Origin of the sequence: Rhizobium sp. YJ-22, from assembly GCF_029601685.1 — a bacterium.
Classification (GTDB): Bacteria; Pseudomonadota; Alphaproteobacteria; order Rhizobiales; family Rhizobiaceae; genus Metarhizobium.
In genome coordinates, this window is record NZ_JARRIR010000002.1 from 440146 (window position 1) to 456728 (window position 16583).

Annotated in this window: 19 protein-coding genes; 12 read left to right on the forward strand and 7 right to left on the reverse strand. The window is 64.3% G+C overall.

Annotation, left to right across the window (positions count from 1 at the left end):
- Positions 1-64: 64 nt before the first annotated feature.
- Positions 65-241 (reverse strand): hypothetical protein, encoded by a 177-nt coding sequence (locus tag P7F60_RS06745; protein ID WP_277916941.1) that lies wholly within the window; start codon positions 239-241, stop codon positions 65-67.
- Positions 242-467: 226 nt separating this feature from the next.
- Here P7F60_RS06745 and P7F60_RS06750 point away from each other — a divergent pair, with 226 nt between their 5' ends.
- From P7F60_RS06750 to P7F60_RS06765, 4 genes are read left to right on the forward strand one after another with little or no spacing between them, the layout of a single operon-like run.
- Positions 468-947: a MarR family transcriptional regulator gene (locus P7F60_RS06750; RefSeq protein WP_277916942.1), complete on the forward strand. Its 480-nt coding sequence runs from the start codon at positions 468-470 to the stop codon at positions 945-947.
- Positions 948-980: 33 nt separating this feature from the next.
- Positions 981-1688: a response regulator gene (locus tag P7F60_RS06755; protein ID WP_277916943.1), complete on the forward strand. Its 708-nt coding sequence runs from the start codon at positions 981-983 to the stop codon at positions 1686-1688.
- A gap of 10 nt (positions 1689-1698) precedes the next feature.
- Positions 1699-3075 carry an ATP-binding protein gene (locus tag P7F60_RS06760; RefSeq protein ID WP_277916944.1) on the forward strand — a complete coding sequence of 459 codons (1377 nt, stop codon included), beginning with the start codon at positions 1699-1701 and terminating at the stop codon, positions 3073-3075.
- A gap of 18 nt (positions 3076-3093) precedes the next feature.
- Entirely contained in the window at positions 3094-3489 is a 396-nt protein-coding gene (locus P7F60_RS06765; protein WP_277916945.1) for a DUF1801 domain-containing protein, read from the forward strand.
- A 2-nt stretch (positions 3490-3491) separates the two neighbouring features.
- Here P7F60_RS06765 and otsB read toward each other — a convergent pair whose 3' ends face one another.
- On the reverse strand, positions 3492-4286 hold the full coding sequence (otsB, locus tag P7F60_RS06770) for a trehalose-phosphatase (protein WP_277916946.1): 795 nt from the start codon (positions 4284-4286) through the stop codon (positions 3492-3494).
- A gap of 136 nt (positions 4287-4422) precedes the next feature.
- Between otsB and P7F60_RS06775 the strand changes: the two genes are divergently transcribed.
- Both P7F60_RS06775 and P7F60_RS06780 read left to right on the forward strand, forming a co-directional pair.
- Positions 4423-5547 (forward strand): ROK family protein, encoded by a 1125-nt coding sequence (locus P7F60_RS06775; RefSeq protein WP_277916947.1) that lies wholly within the window; start codon positions 4423-4425, stop codon positions 5545-5547.
- A gap of 185 nt (positions 5548-5732) precedes the next feature.
- The gene (locus P7F60_RS06780; RefSeq protein WP_277916948.1) at positions 5733-6314 is read left to right on the forward strand and encodes a DUF1349 domain-containing protein; all 582 of its coding nucleotides are present in this window, start codon (positions 5733-5735) and stop codon (positions 6312-6314) included.
- A 16-nt stretch (positions 6315-6330) separates the two neighbouring features.
- Here P7F60_RS06780 and P7F60_RS06785 read toward each other — a convergent pair whose 3' ends face one another.
- The 4 genes from P7F60_RS06785 to P7F60_RS06800 form a co-directional block, all read right to left on the reverse strand.
- A complete protein-coding gene (locus tag P7F60_RS06785; protein ID WP_277916949.1) occupies positions 6331-6672 on the reverse strand; it encodes a tRNA-binding protein in 342 nt (113 codons plus the stop codon).
- 23 nt (positions 6673-6695) lie between these two features.
- The gene (gene proC, locus P7F60_RS06790; protein ID WP_277916950.1) at positions 6696-7517 is read right to left on the reverse strand and encodes a pyrroline-5-carboxylate reductase; all 822 of its coding nucleotides are present in this window, start codon (positions 7515-7517) and stop codon (positions 6696-6698) included.
- Positions 7518-7519: 2 nt separating this feature from the next.
- On the reverse strand, positions 7520-8020 hold the full coding sequence (locus P7F60_RS06795) for a YbjN domain-containing protein (protein WP_277916951.1): 501 nt from the start codon (positions 8018-8020) through the stop codon (positions 7520-7522).
- A gap of 382 nt (positions 8021-8402) precedes the next feature.
- Entirely contained in the window at positions 8403-8663 is a 261-nt protein-coding gene (locus P7F60_RS06800; RefSeq protein ID WP_277916952.1) for an accessory factor UbiK family protein, read from the reverse strand.
- Positions 8664-8891: 228 nt separating this feature from the next.
- On the opposite strand from P7F60_RS06800, the gene lgt reads away from it, so the two are divergent.
- The 6 genes from lgt (at position 8892) to P7F60_RS06830 (ending at position 14779) form a co-directional block, all read left to right on the forward strand.
- Entirely contained in the window at positions 8892-9692 is an 801-nt protein-coding gene (gene lgt, locus P7F60_RS06805; RefSeq protein WP_277917200.1) for a prolipoprotein diacylglyceryl transferase, read from the forward strand.
- Between the two features lie 18 nt (positions 9693-9710).
- Positions 9711-10817 (forward strand): class I SAM-dependent methyltransferase, encoded by a 1107-nt coding sequence (locus P7F60_RS06810; protein WP_277916953.1) that lies wholly within the window; start codon positions 9711-9713, stop codon positions 10815-10817.
- A 117-nt stretch (positions 10818-10934) separates the two neighbouring features.
- Positions 10935-11735 carry a peptidoglycan editing factor PgeF gene (pgeF, locus tag P7F60_RS06815; protein ID WP_277916954.1) on the forward strand — a complete coding sequence of 267 codons (801 nt, stop codon included), beginning with the start codon at positions 10935-10937 and terminating at the stop codon, positions 11733-11735.
- 1 nt (position 11736) lies between these two features.
- Positions 11737-12888, forward strand: coding sequence for a Xaa-Pro peptidase family protein (locus tag P7F60_RS06820; RefSeq protein ID WP_277916955.1), 1152 nt, complete (start codon positions 11737-11739; stop codon positions 12886-12888).
- A gap of 120 nt (positions 12889-13008) precedes the next feature.
- The gene (locus P7F60_RS06825; protein WP_277916956.1) at positions 13009-13719 is read left to right on the forward strand and encodes a hypothetical protein; all 711 of its coding nucleotides are present in this window, start codon (positions 13009-13011) and stop codon (positions 13717-13719) included.
- A gap of 127 nt (positions 13720-13846) precedes the next feature.
- The gene (locus P7F60_RS06830; protein WP_277916957.1) at positions 13847-14779 is read left to right on the forward strand and encodes a ribose-phosphate pyrophosphokinase; all 933 of its coding nucleotides are present in this window, start codon (positions 13847-13849) and stop codon (positions 14777-14779) included.
- Between the two features lie 166 nt (positions 14780-14945).
- Here the strand turns inward: P7F60_RS06830 and P7F60_RS06835 are convergent, their stop codons facing one another.
- A complete protein-coding gene (locus P7F60_RS06835; RefSeq protein WP_277916958.1) occupies positions 14946-16523 on the reverse strand; it encodes a hypothetical protein in 1578 nt (525 codons plus the stop codon).
- Positions 16524-16583 lie beyond the last annotated feature (60 nt).

Consider the following 16583-nt stretch of genomic DNA (forward strand, 5'->3'; position numbering starts at 1 on the left):
GCCTCTCCTTTGGGAAAACTGAAGAGGCATATAGGCATTGATGCCGGCTTTAGACAGTAGAAACTCAGAAATCGCCTGCGACGACCGTCTGATCGGCATGAGCCGAGGGGGTCGGCAGGTTGACGGCGGCGACCAGCAGGCCAGCGACGACGAGTTTCGCCGCAAAGACGGTATAAAGCACCGGTTTCAAGGCGGCGTTGACCTGCGGTTCGCGCGTTGCGGCGGTGGTGATGGTCGTCATGATCCTCTCCTGTATCGATCCTGTTGTCACCCTCGATGGCTTAACGTTTAAAGGTTCGATTTCGATCCCGCTGTTTCCGAAGAAACATGCGAAGTGGCTTGCGGCTGCCCGGTTACCGCAAAACCTGCTATTTTCGTTTGAGTTTTCAGTCACGTTGCATAACGTGCAACCGCCGCAGCTTTCCTGGATATGCTGCGGACGAACAAAGACGAAAGGAAACGACAAGGTGTCAGCGCAGGTGCGGGCGAAAGCCCTGAAGGACGAGTTGCTGGAAACGGCGCAGCAGGACACCGACACGATCGATTTCGAAATCATCGAGCAATTCTTCTTCGCCTATCGCGATTTTGTCTCCGACCCCGATGCGATTCTCGCCCATAGCGGTTTCGGGCGCGCCCATCACCGCGTCGTGCATTTCGTCAATCGCGAGCCGGGCATGACGGTGGCTGCGCTCCTCGATACGCTGAAGATCACCAAGCAGAGCCTGGCGCGCGTCCTCAAGCAACTCATCGACTCGGGCTACATCCGCCAGGTCGCCGGGCCGGAGGACCGCCGCCAGCGCAAGCTCTATCCGACGCCGAAAGGCCGGACGCTGGCGCTCGCGCTCGCGGAGCCGCAATCCCGCCGCATCGCCCGGGCATTCGAGAAGGTGCCGGTGGAGATGCGGCCGGGCATCAAGCTTTTCCTCGAGGGCATGCGCGATAAATAACCCGCTGGACATCATTCTTTTTCCGGTCAGGCCATGACGACGACACAGAAGACACCCCTTTCCGACGACGCCGCCCATCTGCTGGTCGTCGATGACGACAAGCGCATTCGCGCCCTGCTCAACCGTTACCTGGTCGAGCAGGGTTTTCGCGTGACCGTTGCGGCGGATGCCGCCGAAGCGCGGCGCAAGCTGAACGGCCTCGATTTCGACCTGATCGTGCTCGACGTGATGATGCCCGGCGAAACCGGCCTGTCGCTGACCCAGAGCCTCGCCCAGATCAAGAAAGTGCCGATCATCCTGCTGACGGCGCTGGCCGAGGCCTCCTCGCGCATCGCCGGGCTGGAAGCCGGCGCCGACGACTATCTGCCGAAGCCCTTCGATCCGCGCGAACTGGTGCTGCGCATCAACAATATCCTGCGCCGCAACGTCCCGGCCAATACGACGAAGATCGAACAGGTGATGTTCGGCCCCTATACCTTCTCGCTCTCGCGCAAAGAACTGAAGAAGGGGGCGGAAATCATCCGCCTCACCGACCGCGAGCAGGATATCATGCTGTTGTTTGCCATGCGCGCCGGCGAGACCATTCCGCGCCACGAACTGGTCGGCAACGATTCCGATGTCGGCGAACGCACCATCGACGTGCAGATCAACCGCCTGCGCCGCAAGATCGAGGACGATCCGGCCAATCCCGTCTGGCTGCAGACGGTGCGCGGCATCGGCTACCGGCTGAGCATCGATTGAAGGAGCAACCATGGCGTTGACGGACGTCTTGAGCAGGGAACAGGAACGCGGCGGCAGCGCCCTGCGCACCATGACGCGCTGGCTACGCCGCCGCCTGCCGACCGGCCTTTATGCCCGCTCGGTATTGATCATCATCCTGCCGATGGTGCTGTTGCAAACCGTGGTCGCCTTCGTGTTCATGGAGCGCCACTGGCAGATGGTGACCGAACGCCTGTCGACGGCGGTGACCCGTGACATCGCCGCCGTCATCGATCTCATCGGCGTCTATCCCGGCGAGAAGGATGTCGGCGAAATCATCCGTATCGCCCGAGAGCGACTGAACCTGACGATCTCGATCGAGCCCGGCGGCGAACTGCCCGCACCGCGCCCGAAACCCTTCTTCTCGATCCTCGACGAAATCCTGTCCGACGAGATTACCCGCCAGATCCACCTGCCCTTCTGGATCGACACGGTCGGCGATTCGCGGCTGGTGGAAATCCGCATCCAGCTCGAAGGCAAGGTGTTGCGCGTCTTCGCCCGCCGCAGCCAGACCTATGCCTCCAACACCCATATCTTCATCCTGTGGATGGTCGGCACCTCGCTGGTGCTGATCCTGATCTCGCTGCTGTTCCTGCGCGGCCAGATCCGGCCGATCCTGACGCTGGCGCGGGCGGCGGAGAGCTTCGGCAAGGGGCAGAAATCGCCCGACTTCTCGCCCCGCGGCGCCGACGAAGTGCGCCGCGCCGGCCTCGCCTTCATCCTGATGCGCGAGCGCATCGAGCGGCAGATCGAGCAGCGCACCGCCATGCTGACCGGTGTCAGCCACGATCTGCGCACCATCTTGACCCGCTTCAAGCTGCAATTGGCGCTGGCCGGCGACAATCCCGACCTGCAAGGCATGAGCGAGGACGTCGAGGACATGCAGAGCATGCTGGAAGGCTACATGGCTTTCGCCAAGAGCGAGAGCGAAGAAATGGTCGGCATGGTCAGCCTCTCCGCCCTGTTCGACAAGCTGCAGGCGGATGCACAGATGCATGGCAAGACGCTGACCTATCGTATCGAAGGCGAGGACGACGTGCAGGTGCGGCCCACCGCCTTCTCCCGCCTCGTCACCAACCTTGCGACCAACAGCCGCCGCTATGCCGGCCGGCTGGACATGGAGGCGCGCCACAGTGCCAAATGGCTGACCATCACCTTCGACGATGACGGCCCCGGCATTCCCGAAGCTGCCCGCGACGACGTGTTCAAACCGTTCTTCCGCCTCGACGAGGCCCGCAATCTCGATGCCTCCGGCACCGGCCTCGGGCTTGCCATCGCCCGCGACATCGCCCGCAGCCATGGCGGCGACATCACGCTCGGCGACAGCCCGCTGGGGGGGCTGCGCGCCGTCATCCGTATTCCCGCGTGAAAGACGAAGGAGATCCCTATGAGCGAACCGGCTTCCCACCTGATCGACGTCCGGATCGCCGAGCTTGGCGACTGGCGTGGCGAGACGCTGGCGCGCATGCGCGCCCTCATTCACGAGGCCGTGCCGGAGGTGATCGAGGAATGGAAATGGCGCGGCGTCCCGGTCTGGTCCTTTGCCGGCATTCTCTGCACCGGCGAGACCTACAAGGCGGTGGTGAAGCTGACCTTCGCCAAGGGCGCATCGCTGGACGATCCGGCCAAGCTGTTCAATGCCAGCCTGGAAGGCAACACCCGCCGCGCCATCGATATCCGTGAGGGCGAGACGATCGATGCGGAGGCGTTCAAGACGCTGATCCGCGTCGCCGCCGAACTGAACCATGCCGGCCGCGCTGCAAAGACGGCGAAGAAGGCCTGATCTCAGATCGGTTTTCCGGCTGCCAGCGCCGCCAGCGTCTGCCGTACCGCCTCCGGCGAGGCGAGGCGGCCGAGCGCCGCGGTTTTCACCTCGCCCGAGCCGACGCGGATCGAATAGCCGCCCATTGCGTTGACGGCGGAAAACATCGATTCGTCGGTCAGGTCGTCGCCGAGCGCCAGCGCCCGCCGGCCGGCAAATACCGGCTCCTGCAGGTAGCGGGCCACCGCCTCGCCCTTGCTGGATTTTGCCGGGCGGATTTCATAGACCATCTTGCCGAGTTGCAGCACCCAGCCATCGCCGGCCTGCGCGACGAAATCACGCATGAGATCGCCGAGCGGCTCATCGAATTCCGGCGCGAGGCGATAATGCGCGGCAATCGCCGCCCCCTTGTCCTCCACGACAACGCCCTTCATCGTCGAGGCGCGTTCGGCGAGGCTGCGCTTCAACGCCGCGAAAGCCGGCGTCACCAGGGCCGGCAGGATGGTGCCGTCGGAGCCGCGCATCTCCGCCCCGTGCAGGCCGGCGATGGGAAAATGATATGGCTGGAACAGGCTGTCGGCATAGACCAGCGCCCGGCCGGTAACCAGTGCCAGCGCCCCGTTCAAATGCGCCGAGATATTGTGCAGGTCGGTCGGCAGGCTTGTGGGCACCTGGATGGTGTCCGGCGTCGGCGCAAGGTCGAGCAGCGTGCCGTCGATGTCGAGGAACAACGCCCAGCGGCCGGGGTTCCGGCCGAGATCGTGGAAGACCGCTTCCGGTGAAGCAAGGGCGCCGATGGGAAAATCGGTTGCGTGCATGACAGCCGATCTAGGTCAGCGCCCCGTGAGGGCAAGGGCAAGATCGCTTTCTTTCCGCCGGGCGGCGATGCCACGGAACCACCGTCCTCTCCACGCGTTTCTCGTCACCGATCGGGGTTGCAAACGCGGGGGACGCATGGCGAAAACCAGAAAGAAGCAGGTCGAAGAGGTTGCCGCACCGATCGTCCACGGGGCGGCCGAATTGCCGGCGGTAACGGTCGACGACTACAATCTCGAAATCAAGGATGGCGACGGCTTCATCGGCGACCGCGCCTGCAAGTCAGCCTTTTCCGATAGGCTGGAGGACTGGCGCAAGCGCGTGCGCCGCGCCGGGCCCGATCCGCTCGGCGAGACCCCGACCCGAGATTTCTCCAAAAAGCAGCTCGACGCCCTGTTTTCCGGCGAGGAGCCGCTGGCGACAGCGCTGATCCTCGGCGCGATCGATGATTACGCCGCCGCGTTCGCCGGCGTCATCCAGCGCTTCATGAAGGAGGATCGCTGGAAGAAGACCGAGCGCATTGCCATTGGCGGCGGTTTCAAGCAAAGCCACATCGGCGCGCTCGCCATTGCTCGCACCCAGCTTTTGCTGCGCACCGAGGGCATCCGCACGGAGCTGTCGATCATCCGCCAGCATTCCGACGATGCCGGCCTGATCGGCGCGGTGCAGTTGATGCCGCCCTGGATGATGAAGGGCCACGACGCCATCGTCGCCGTCGACATCGGCGGCACCAATATCCGCGCCGGCATCGTCGAGCTTCGCCAGAAGGATGCGGCGGATTTTTCCCGCGCCCGCGTGTGGAAATCCGATATCTGGCGTCACGCCGACGACGATCCGCGCCGGGGCACCTCCATCGAGCGGCTGGTGGAGATGATCGACACGCTGGTCTCCAAGGCCGACAAGGCGAAGCTCGTGCCCGCTCCAGTGATCGGCATCGCCTGCCCCGGCATCATCGACGCCGATGGCTCGATCCTGCGCGGTGGCCAGAACCTGCCCGGCGGCAACTGGGAAAGCGAGCGTTTCAACCTGCCCGAAGCGCTGACCAAGGCGATCCCGCAGATCGGCGGCCATGATACCTTCGTCATCATGCACAATGATGCGGTCGTGCAAGGGCTTTCGCAGGTGCCGTTCATGCAGGATGTCCAGCATTGGGCCGTGCTGACCATCGGCACCGGCCTCGGCAACGCCCATTTCAGCAATCGGCCCGCGCCGGAGGACAAGAAGCCTCAGAAGAAACCGAAGACCCGGACCGAGCGCAAGTGACGCCTGAAACACGCCGAAACCGCTTTCCTCAACCGGCGATCTCCGCCTGAAGCGCGTCGCGATCCGCTCAGATCCGATCCTGCGTTTCAGGTCTTTGATTTTTCGCATGCCGTCGTCGCAAAACCGCTGCACAGTTTTGCGCGACATGCTTTAGAGTTCGCCCATTGCGAAAGGAAGGAATTGCGATGTCATCCGATTTTTCCGCCATGAGCTGGCTGCATGAACCGCCCCATAGCGAAATGCGCGACGGCACGCTGACCCTTCGCACCGCCCTGCACACCGATTTCTGGCAGAACACCTATTACGGCTTCGAACACGACAACGGCCATTTCCTGCATGAGACGCGTCGCGGCGATTTCATGATGGAAGTGCGGTTTTCCGGGCAATACGAGGCGCTCTACGACCAGGCCGGGTTGATGATCCGCGCCGATGCCCGCCACTGGATGAAATGCGGCATCGAACTGACCGACGGCCACCAGCACCTGAGCGTCGTCGTCACCAATCGCCATTCCGACTGGTCGGCGATCCGTCTGCCCACGCCGCCGCAGGCGATGCGCCTGCGCGTCACCCGCATGTTCGACGCCTTGTTCATCCAGTATCGCGGCGACGATGCCGACAACTGGACCATGGCGCGGCTCGCCTATTTCCCGCCGGAATTCGAGACGCTGCAGGCCGGCATCATGGCCTGCTCGCCTCAGCGCGAAGGCTTCGAAGCCCGTTTTTCGGCGTTTTCGATCGGTGAGCCGAAAAGCCGCGACATTCACTGATCGCGGCCAGCAAACATCACATCAGCTTCCTGCCGTTCGGCACCCGGCGTTCCAGCGCGGCCAGCACGATGGCGCCGGCCTCGTCCTCGAAGCCGAGGGTCAGCACTTCCGAGCGCATCGGCCCGATCTGGCGCGGCGGGAAATTGACGACCGCCATCACCTGCCGGCCGACAAGCTCTTCCGGCGTATAATGCACGGTGATCTGCGCCGAGGACTTTTTCACGCCGATCTCGGGGCCGAAATCGATCAGCAGGCGGATCGCCGGCTTGCGCGCTTCGGGAAAGGGCGCCGCTTCGACGACCGTACCGACCCGGATGTCGACGCGCTCGAAATCGGAATAAGCAATCTCTTCACTCATGAAATTCTTCCACTCTTTCCAGCTCAGCCCGCCAGTTCCTCGGCGCGGCGGCGGGCAGCGGCGAGCGCTGCGTCGAACAGCGGCTGCATGCCGTCCTCGGCCATCAGCACCGAGAGCGCGGCGGCGGTGGTACCGCCGGGAGAGGTGACGTTCTGGCGCAGCCGCGACGCGTCGTCGGGGGACTGGTGCAACAATTCACCAGCCCCCGAGACCGTTTCCCGCGCGAGTTTCATGGCGAGGTCCGCCGGCAGGCCGAGCTTGCGGCCTGCTTCCGCCATGCACTCGACGAGATAGAACACATAGGCCGGGCCGCTGCCCGACAGCGCCGTCACGGCATCGATATCACCTTCGTCGGTCACCCATTCGACCGGGCCGCTGACCTTCAGCAGCGCCTCGACCTGCGCCTTCTGCTCGGCATCGACGCCGGCATTGGCATAGGCGCCGGTGACGCCGCGGCCGATCATCGCCGGCGTGTTCGGCATGGCGCGCACCATGGCGGCCTGGCCGAGATGCCTTTCGAGATAGGCGAGCGTCTTGCCGGCGGCAACAGAAACGACCACCGTCTTCGGCCCGACCAGCGTCTTCAAGGGCGGCAGCACGGCATCCATCGCCTGCGGCTTCACCGCCAGGAACAGCACGCCGGCGACCATGTCGGCGGGCGCGGCGGTCATGTGGCGGGCACCGGCATCGGCCATGATGGTGCGCATCGCCTCGGAGGGGCCGGGATCGATGACGACGACGGAGGAGCCGGGCACGCCGTTGCGCAGCCAGCCGGCCAGCATCGCGCCGCCCATGTTGCCGGCGCCGATCAGCACGATCGGACCGTTGGTGGAAGAAATGCTCATGGTCATGCCTCGCCTACGGTTTCGAACAGAACGGCGGCCAGCGCGTTCTTGGCGTCCATACCCGACCAGACGACGAACTGGAAGGCCTGATAATAGGCCTCGCAGGCTTCCGCCGCGCTCGACAGCAGCCGCTCGACCTGATGGTTGTTCGGCTCGGCGCCGCCGCACAGCAGCAGCGACTGGCGGAAGATCACCGCCTCCTCGTCAAGCCACAGGTCGAAATGCCCCATCAGCACCTGGCCGTTGATCTGCGAAAGGAGCCGGATCACCTCGTTGACCCGCGCATCCGGCACCTTGAGATCGAAGGCGCAGGCGACATGCAGGGCTTCGAAATCGGCCATCCAGGAAAAGGAAACGTGGTAATCGGCCCAGCAACCGGCGACGGTCATGGCGATCTCGTCCTCGCCGGACCGCTCGAAGGTCCAGTCGTTGTTGGCGGCCACGAATTCGATCATGTCGACCGGATTCGACTGGCGTTGAACTTCCATTTCCATCAGGCTCATGCAGCACCTTTTTGACCGGCGCGAAAACGACGCACCCGGCTTTTAAAAACCCGAGACACGCAAACGCCATCTGAACCGGAACGCGATCACTGACGATCCGGTCACGAGAGACGGGAATACACGGCTACAGCCCGTCGGAACCGCAACGGCCCCGTTTCGAATCATCATTTAAAATCAGTGTATAACGGCAGAGTCTCAAGACCAGCCCCCGAGGCGCGATTTGGCGCGGGGCCCTGTGGAAAGGTGCTGTGAATTTGATTCAGCACAAGAGTTTAAACGACTCTGGAAATTGGCTTTTTTGGGCATGTCCACAGGCCCAAAAAAATCTTGGATTCTTGATGATTTCGCCCGGCGAAACCATCGCCGGGCACCCCAGCGGCACTTACTTGCCGTCGGCGGCGAGGCGGGCTTCCAGGGCGTCGATGCGGGCGCGCAGCGCGTCGTTCTCGTCGCGGGCCTTGATCGCCATTTCGCGCAGCGCTTCGAACTCCTCGCGCTTGACGACGTCCATCTTGTTCAGCCAGCGCTCGGCCTGGACGTTGAAGGCGGTTTCCATCTCGCGGCGCACGCCCTGGGCAGCGCCGGCCGCATCGGTCATCAACTTGGCGAATTCATCCAGAACGCGGTTCGATCCGGTGGTCATGACGGGCTCCTTGCCTGTTGCCTGCGCCGCTCGAAATGTCGGGAAAGGCGGCCTGGAACGTGAGGTAGGGTGTGGATAGTAAGGATGCAAGGAGAATCGTCGCCGGCCGCCCTTCAAGCTTTGATGATCGGCCAAGTTTCGGCTTGACCCTCAAGGATTTGGCCGCCATTTTCCGCCGGACGAAACGGAACCGGACCCTTGCTGCTCGCGCCTCAACTCCTGTCGATCATGCCCTTTCCGGATATCGATCCGGTGGCGTTGCAAATCGGGCCGCTGGCGGTCCATTGGTATGGCCTGGCCTATGTCGCCGGCATTCTTCTCGGCTGGCTCCATGCCCGCCGGCTGGCGCTGAAGGCGTCGCTATGGCGCGGCGACGCCTCGCCGATCACGCCCACCCATCTCGACGATTTCCTTGTCTGGGCGGCGGCCGGCATCATTCTCGGCGGCCGCATCGGCTATATCCTGTTCTACGATCTCGGCCCGGTTCTGGCAGAGCCGGTCCGCGCCATCCAGATCTGGAACGGCGGCATGTCCTTCCATGGCGGACTGATCGGCACGACGCTCGCCATGATCCTGTTTGCGCGCCGCAACGCCATTCCGATGTGGAGCATGTTCGATATCGTCGCGGCGGTCGCACCCATCGGCCTGTTCTTCGGCCGCATCGCCAATTTCATCAATGGCGAGCTCTGGGGCCGGCTGTCCTCCATGCCCTGGGCGGTTATCTTCCCCAATGGCGGTCCCTTCGCGCGCCATCCGAGCCAGCTTTACGAGGCGGCGCTGGAAGGCATCATGCTGTTCGTCATCCTCAACCTCCTGATCCGCTTTGCCGGTGCGCTGAAACATCCCGGCATGGTCAGCGGCGTCTTCGTCGCCGGGTATGCGGTGGCGCGCATCACCGTGGAATTCTTCCGCGAGCCGGATGCGCAGCTTGGCTATCTCGCCGGCGGATGGCTGACCATGGGCATGGTCCTGTCGATGCCGATGGTTCTCATCGGCATCGCGATTGCGCTGCGCGCCCGGCGGGCCTGACAAGGGGAGCATGACGGCGTGACGACACAGCTCGGCGACACCATCAAGGCCCTGATCCGCGCGCATGGACCGATCAGCGTGACGGATTACTTCGCGCTTTGCCTCGCCCACCCCGAACACGGCTATTACCGCAGCCGCCAGCCCTTCGGACAGGGCGGCGATTTCATCACCGCACCGGAAATCAGCCAGCTCTTCGGCGAGATGATCGGCGTGTTCATGGTCCATGCCTGGCAGCGGCATGGGACGCCGGGCGATATCCGCCTTGTCGAGATCGGGCCGGGACGCGGCACGATGATGGCCGACATGCTGCGCGTCGTCGCCCGCCTTGCCCCCGATCTCTATGCCGGCATGAGCGTGCATATGGTCGAGACCAGCCCGAAGCTGCGCGACCTCCAGCGCCAGACGCTGGCCGCACATATCGGCAAGATCGACTGGCACGACTCCTTCGATGAGGTGCCGCGCGGCTTCATCCTGCTCGCCGCCAACGAGCTGTTCGACGCTATTCCCTTCCGCCAGTTCGTCAAGACGCCGACCGGGTTTCGCGAGCGCATGGTCAGTCTCGATGCCGATGACGAGCTGACCTTCTCGCTCGGCGTCGCCGGCATCGATCCGGCGCTTCTGCCGGCCGCACCCGCCGGCCTGCCGGACGGCACGATTTTCGAGATCGCGCCGGCCCGCGAGGCGGTGATGGGCACGATCTGCGCCCGGTTGCAGGAAATCGGCGGCTCCGCCGTGATTATTGACTACGGCTATACCGTCACCGCCTATGGCGACACGTTGCAGGCCGTGCGCCACCATGAATTCGACCCGCCGCTTGCCCATCCGGGCGAGGCCGATCTCACCAGCCATGTGGATTTCGACCGGCTGAGCCGCACTGCCGCCGCCAGCGGCGTCGATGTCAACGGCCTGATGCACCAGGGGGATTTCCTGCGCGGCCTCGGCATCGTCGAGCGGGCGCAGGCGCTCGGCCGCGACAAGGACCCGGCGACGCAAAACGAAATCCGCCTCGCGGTGGAGCGCTTGGCCGGCGAAGGCGCCGGCAAGATGGGCGAGTTGTTCAAGGTCTTGCTGCTCTCCCATCCGCGCATCGACCTGCGGCGGGTGCGCCCCGCCGGCGCAAGTTGAGGCCCGATTGACAGCCGGGCGGGCCTTGGGCCAAGCTGCCGCCACCCGTGGGGTGGTGATTTGCCCCGAACGCTCCATCCCGGGACACCGGCGCCGGGAACTATCAGAGGCAGCAGAATGCAGCATGAAACAGGGCCGCGCCCGATCGTCAGCGAGGCGCTGTCGGATACCGGCCGCATCCGCCACGGGTATTTCACCCGCCAAGGCGGCGTCTCCGAGGGCCTCTATCGCGGCCTGAACGTCGGCATCGGCTCGGCCGACAGCCGTGAACATGTCGGGGAAAACCGCGCCCGCGTCGCCGGCTGGTTCGGGGCGCCCGCCGAAAATCTGGTGACGCTCTACCAGGTGCATTCCCCCGATGTCGTTACGCTCGATGGCATCGAGGACTGGCGCCGTTACGGCGAGCGCCCCAAGGCCGACGCACTGGTGACCAAACGGCCGGGCCTGGTGCTTGGCGTGCTCAGTGCGGATTGCGGGCCGATCCTCTTCGCGGACCGGCAGGCCGGCGTCGTCGGCGCCGCCCATGCCGGCTGGAAGGGAGCGCTGACAGGCGTTCTCGAAAATACCGTCGAGGCCATGGTGGGGCTCGGCGCCGAACGCGAGCGCATCGTCGCCGTGCTCGGCCCCTCCATCGGCCGCGACAGTTACGAGGTCGGGCCGGAATTCGTCGAGCGTTTCCTGGCGCATGATCCGTCCTACGAGGCCTATTTCTCGCCCTCGCCGAAAGACGGGCATGCGATGTTCGACCTGCCGGGACTGACCGTGCGCCGGCTGCAACAGGCCGGCGTGCAGGCCGGCCAGCTCGGCCTCTGCACCTATGCGGATGCCGACCGCTTCTTCTCCTATCGCCGCACCACCCATGCGCGCGAACCCGACTACGGCCGCCAGATCTCGGCCATTGCCATCATGGAGGACTGACATGGCATTGCATTTCGAACGCGACGAATACGCCGCGCGGCTGGAGCGCCTGACCGCCGGCATGCGCGAGGAAAAACTCGACGCCATGCTGCTCTTCGCCCAGGAAAGCATGTACTGGCTGACCGGCTACGACACCTTCGGCTACTGCTTCTTCCAGTGCCTGGTGGTGAAGGCGGACGGCACGATGGCGCTGCTGACCCGCTCCGCCGACCTGCGCCAGGCCCGCCAGACCTCGATCATCGACAATGTCGTCATCTGGGTCGACCGGGTGAACGCCGACCCGACCTCGGATCTGAAAAACCTGCTCTCGGACATGGACCTGCTCGGCGCGAAAATCGGCGTCGAATACGACACGCACGGTATGACCGGCCGTATCGCCCGCCTGCTCGACCAGCAATTGACCGCTTTCGGCACGATCGTCGACGCCTCCTACCTCGTCAGCCGGCTGCGGCTGGTCAAGAGCCCGGCCGAGATCGCTTATGTCGAGCGCGCGGCGGCACTGGCCGACGATGCGCTCGATGCCGCCCTGCCGCTGATCGGCCCCGGCGCCGACGAGGCCGATATCCTGGCGGCCATGCAAGGCGCGGTGTTTGCCGGCGGCGGCGACTATCCCGCCAATGAATTCATCATCGGCTCGGGGGCCGACGCCCTGCTCTGCCGTTACAAGGCCGGCCGCCGCAAGCTGGATACCGAGGACCAGCTGACCCTCGAATGGGCCGGCGTCAGCGCCCATTACCATGCGGCGATGATGCGCACCGTGGTCATCGGCCAGCCGACCCACCGCCATCGGGAACTGTTCAGCGCCTGCGTCGAAAACATCCAGGCGATCGAGGCGGTGCTGCGCCCCGGCCACATCTTCGGCGATGTCTTCGACACCCATGCCCGCATCATGGACGAGCGCGGCCTGACGCGGCACCGGCTGAATGCCTGCGGCTATTCGCTGGGCGCCCGCTTCTCGCCCTCCTGGATGGAGCACCAGATGTTCCATGCCGGCAATGTCGAGGAGATCAAACCCGGCATGTCGCTGTTCATCCACATGATCATCATGGATTCCGACAGCGGTACGGCGATGACGCTCGGCCAGACGTATCTGACGACCGACGACGCCCCGCGCGCGCTTTCCCGCCACGGGCTGGATTTCCTCAACCGGTAGACGCGGCACGAAAAGCATTGGCGGGGGAATTCCCCCGCCCGGAATTGACAGGCGGGGCATCGAGCGCCCATAAATCCGCCAGTGAACGAAAAACGCATCAATCCAAGGGAGGCGTCATCGGTGCACGGATCGAAAAAGGCTGTCGCCGCCCTTTGCTTTGCTTTCGGGCTTTCCGCCTGCAATACGACCGATGCGCTGACACCCCAGGCGGATATCCCCAATGCCGGCACCGCCCGCGCCGGCTCCGGGCCGGTGACCCAGGCCGACGCCGAACGGCTGGCCTCCGACAGCGCGCCGGACGCCGCCCCTGCCCGCCCGCCACGCCGCCAGGGCGCGCGCGGCGCCCAGAACACGCTGCAGGCTCAGGCCGAGGCGCTGCAGAGCGGCAATGCCGAGCAACCTGCCTCCGCCCCGGCGCAAACACCGCCCGCCCAGCCGGCCGAGACGGCGGCCGCCGCAAACGGTGAGGCCAGCATCCGCTTCCTGCCGATCATCGGCGCGCCGGTACAGGCGGTGACGCCGCTGTCGCGCCAGCTCGGGACCGATGCCCGCGCCAACGGCCTCGCCATCAAGGCGTCGGGCGATTCCAGCAGCCAGCATATCCTCAAGGGCTATTTCTCCGCCTTTTCGGACGGATCGCAGACGACGGTCGTCTATGTCTGGGACGTTCTCGACGGCAACGGCGCGCGCCTGCACCGCATCCAGGGGCAGGACAGCGTGCCCGGCGGCGGGCCCGATCCCTGGGCAAACGTGCCCGCCTCGGCCATGCAATCCATAGCGACGAAAACCATCCAGGAGTATATGCGCTGGCGCAGCCAACATGCCGGCTGACGCGAGTCATGAAAATTGTCGCGATGTTTTACAGAAGAAAACAACGACGGGCGTTTCTAGCCCCTTGCATTCGCAAATCGGGGCGTTAATAAGCGCCCAACAGCACGGACACACGAGGCGGGCCAAAATGAAGGTTTTCGCAGGCAATTCGAACCGGCATCTCGCCGAAGCGATCTGCAAACATCTTAATGTTCCCCTGGGCAAGGCCAGCGTCAGACGGTTCGCCGATCAGGAAATCTTCGTCGAAATCCAGGAAAACGTGCGCGGCGAGGACGTTTTCGTCGTCCAGTCGACCTCGTTCCCGACGAACGACCACCTGATGGAATTGTTGATCATGATCGACGCGTTCCGCCGTTCGTCGGCGCGCCGCATCACTGCCGTGATTCCCTATTTCGGCTATGCCCGCCAGGACCGCAAGCCCGGCCCGCGCACGCCGATCTCGGCCAAGCTGGTCGCCAACCTGATCACCGAGGCCGGCGCCGACCGCGTCCTGACGCTCGATCTTCACGCCGGCCAGATCCAGGGCTTCTTCGATATCCCGACCGACAACCTCTATGCCGCGCCGATTCTCGCCCGCGACGTCAAGGAACATTACGACCTGAAGAACCTGATGGTCGTCTCGCCGGATGTCGGCGGCGTGGTCCGCGCCCGCGCGCTCGCCAAGCGTCTCGACTGTCTGCTGGCCATCGTCGACAAGCGCCGCGACCGTCCGGGCGAGTCGGAAGTCATGAACATCATCGGCGAGGTTCACGGCAAGGACTGCATCCTGATCGACGACATCGTCGATTCCGGCGGCACGCTCTGCAACGCGGCCGAGGCCCTGCTGAAGAACGGCGCCACCAGCGTTACCGCCTATATCACCCATGGCGTACTTTCGGGCGGTGCGGTCAACCGCGTCACCTCCTCGAAGCTGCGCGAACTCGTCATCACGGATTCGATCCAGCCAACCACCGCCGTGCAATCCGCGCCGAACATCCGCGTGATCTCGACGGCGAGCCTGCTTGGCGAAGCGATCAACCGCACCAGCCACGAAGCCTCGGTATCGAGCCTGTTCGACTGAGAATTTCTCCGTTTCCAAAGGAAAAGGCGCGTCCTCACGGGCGCGCCTTTTTCGATTCTCTCAGGGAATGCAATGACCGCCCGCTCCCCATCTGGCCAGACGGTACTCTCCCCCGCGTTTAAGGGAGAGGATCAGGCAAAAGGGCGAAGGCGCCGGGCAACCGGCCTCATTCCGGCTGCTGCTGCTCCGTCTCCGGCTGCGCGTCGGTCGCCGGCTCGTCCGAATCCTCCGGCGTGCCCAGCGCATCCGGTTCTTCCGTGCCGAGCGCTTCCGGCTCCTCATCGAGGGTATCCGGCCCCTTGACCTGCTGGCCGTTGATATCGACGGACCCGTCCTCGCGCACCTCGACCTCCCAGCGCTGCTTGCCGCCGCCGTCGTCCTTGGCAAAGCCCTTGGCCATCATCAGGCCGAAGGAGACCTGGTTGAGCTGCGGATCGGCCTTGGCGGCCTCCTGGATGGCGGCGATGGTGGCGTCGAAATTGCGCGCGATCACGGTCGCGGTCATCGATACCTGCTTGGTGTTTTCCAGCGCCGATGTGAGCTTGCCGGACATCTCGACGTCATAGGTCGGCGCGCGCGCCGCGATCCGGTCGAAGGTCATGGCCACCTTGCCGTCCGGGAAGATTAGCTTGACCAGTTCGGCGCCCTCGGCATCGCTGATCGGCTCCTTCTTGTTGAAATCCGCCTTTTCCAGGAATTTCCGCAAAAATTCGCCGATCTTCATGTCGGCCATGCTGAAGGAGACCTCGGTCTGCTGCGGCACCAGGCTGGCGTAAACAGACGGAACCAAGCCTGCCGGCAGGATCGGATCGGCAGCCTTCATCGACACCCCGAAACGCATCGCGTCGCCGGCCCCCGAAAGATTGAGGCCGTAATCGAAGGTCTTGACGCCGAAGCGCGCCTGCGCGGTCGCGACGTTGAGGTTGTTGAGGCGAATGTTCTCGTCGATGGACGAGGCGAAAGGCAACGCGGCGAGCGCCTTCGCCTTCAGTTCCTGCTGCTGTGCGTCGGTCAGGTCCTTGTGCTTCATGTTGTCGAGCACGAAGAAGACGAGATCGCGGATTTCGCGCAACATCGCGCCTTTCACCGTCGCGTCGAAGGCGATGGAGTCGGCGGAGATTTCCACCGGCGGCGTATTCGGCGAGACCACCTTCTCGTAAAAATCCGAAAGGGTGCCGCTGCCGGTGAAATCGAGCGCGCCGCCGGCCGCATCGGTGCTGGAGACGACATAATTCATGCCGCCGAAGCGGGCGTCGATCTGCTCGGTGCCGCCGGTGGTCGAAAGCTTGAGACCGGAGGCGGTAAACGTGCCGTTGCGCATATAGGCAATGGCCGGGTCGAACAGGCCGGTATAGCTGTAGTTCGAGATGATGTAGCGCATGGTCGCCGGTGCGTCGGCGATCTTGTAGCCGGCGGTGACGTCGAAGTTGCCGTCGCCTTCGACCTTCCACAGATCCTTCTCGGCCGGCGTTGCGAACACCGTGAAGGGTTTCAGGCCGGTCACCGTCGTTTCCGGCGGCAGCTTGCCGGCGAGAAGCTTCATGATATCGGTGACGATCTCGTAGCGGCCGGTGGCCGGCTTGACCGACAGAAAGCCGGTATCGAGCAGATCCTTGGGCAGGTAGTGCGTCAGGCTGGCTTTGAGCTTGTCGGCGCCGGCCTGGTCGATATCGGCCGCCTGCGTCGTGCCGCAGGCGAAAAGCGCGCCCGCCAGGCACATTGCGGCCGAAGTCTTACGCTGCATGATGCTTCTCCTTGTTGCAATCAGCGGTATTGTGCGAAGGAGGAGGGAGGGCTGTCAACG

What these genes read in the sequence shown, in the direction of transcription:
- P7F60_RS06755 (WP_277916943.1), top strand. Translation starts at nt 981, where the DNA reads ATGACGACGACACAGAAGACACCCCTTTCCGACGACGCCGCCCATCTG.
- proC (WP_277916950.1), bottom strand. Translation starts at nt 7,517, where the DNA reads ATGAGCATTTCTTCCACCAACGGTCCGATCGTGCTGATCGGCGCCGGC.
- otsB (WP_277916946.1), bottom strand. Translation starts at nt 4,286, where the DNA reads ATGCACGCAACCGATTTTCCCATCGGCGCCCTTGCTTCACCGGAAGCG.
- P7F60_RS06745 (WP_277916941.1), bottom strand. Translation starts at nt 241, where the DNA reads ATGACGACCATCACCACCGCCGCAACGCGCGAACCGCAGGTCAACGCC.
- lgt (WP_277917200.1), top strand. Translation starts at nt 8,892, where the DNA reads ATGCCCTTTCCGGATATCGATCCGGTGGCGTTGCAAATCGGGCCGCTG.
- P7F60_RS06760 (WP_277916944.1), top strand. Translation starts at nt 1,699, where the DNA reads ATGGCGTTGACGGACGTCTTGAGCAGGGAACAGGAACGCGGCGGCAGC.
- P7F60_RS06795 (WP_277916951.1), bottom strand. Translation starts at nt 8,020, where the DNA reads ATGAGCCTGATGGAAATGGAAGTTCAACGCCAGTCGAATCCGGTCGAC.
- P7F60_RS06800 (WP_277916952.1), bottom strand. Translation starts at nt 8,663, where the DNA reads ATGACCACCGGATCGAACCGCGTTCTGGATGAATTCGCCAAGTTGATG.
- P7F60_RS06780 (WP_277916948.1), top strand. Translation starts at nt 5,733, where the DNA reads ATGTCATCCGATTTTTCCGCCATGAGCTGGCTGCATGAACCGCCCCAT.
- P7F60_RS06830 (WP_277916957.1), top strand. Translation starts at nt 13,847, where the DNA reads ATGAAGGTTTTCGCAGGCAATTCGAACCGGCATCTCGCCGAAGCGATC.
- P7F60_RS06785 (WP_277916949.1), bottom strand. Translation starts at nt 6,672, where the DNA reads ATGAGTGAAGAGATTGCTTATTCCGATTTCGAGCGCGTCGACATCCGG.
- P7F60_RS06765 (WP_277916945.1), top strand. Translation starts at nt 3,094, where the DNA reads ATGAGCGAACCGGCTTCCCACCTGATCGACGTCCGGATCGCCGAGCTT.
- P7F60_RS06820 (WP_277916955.1), top strand. Translation starts at nt 11,737, where the DNA reads ATGGCATTGCATTTCGAACGCGACGAATACGCCGCGCGGCTGGAGCGC.
- P7F60_RS06775 (WP_277916947.1), top strand. Translation starts at nt 4,423, where the DNA reads ATGGCGAAAACCAGAAAGAAGCAGGTCGAAGAGGTTGCCGCACCGATC.
- pgeF (WP_277916954.1), top strand. Translation starts at nt 10,935, where the DNA reads ATGCAGCATGAAACAGGGCCGCGCCCGATCGTCAGCGAGGCGCTGTCG.
- P7F60_RS06835 (WP_277916958.1), bottom strand. Translation starts at nt 16,523, where the DNA reads ATGCAGCGTAAGACTTCGGCCGCAATGTGCCTGGCGGGCGCGCTTTTC.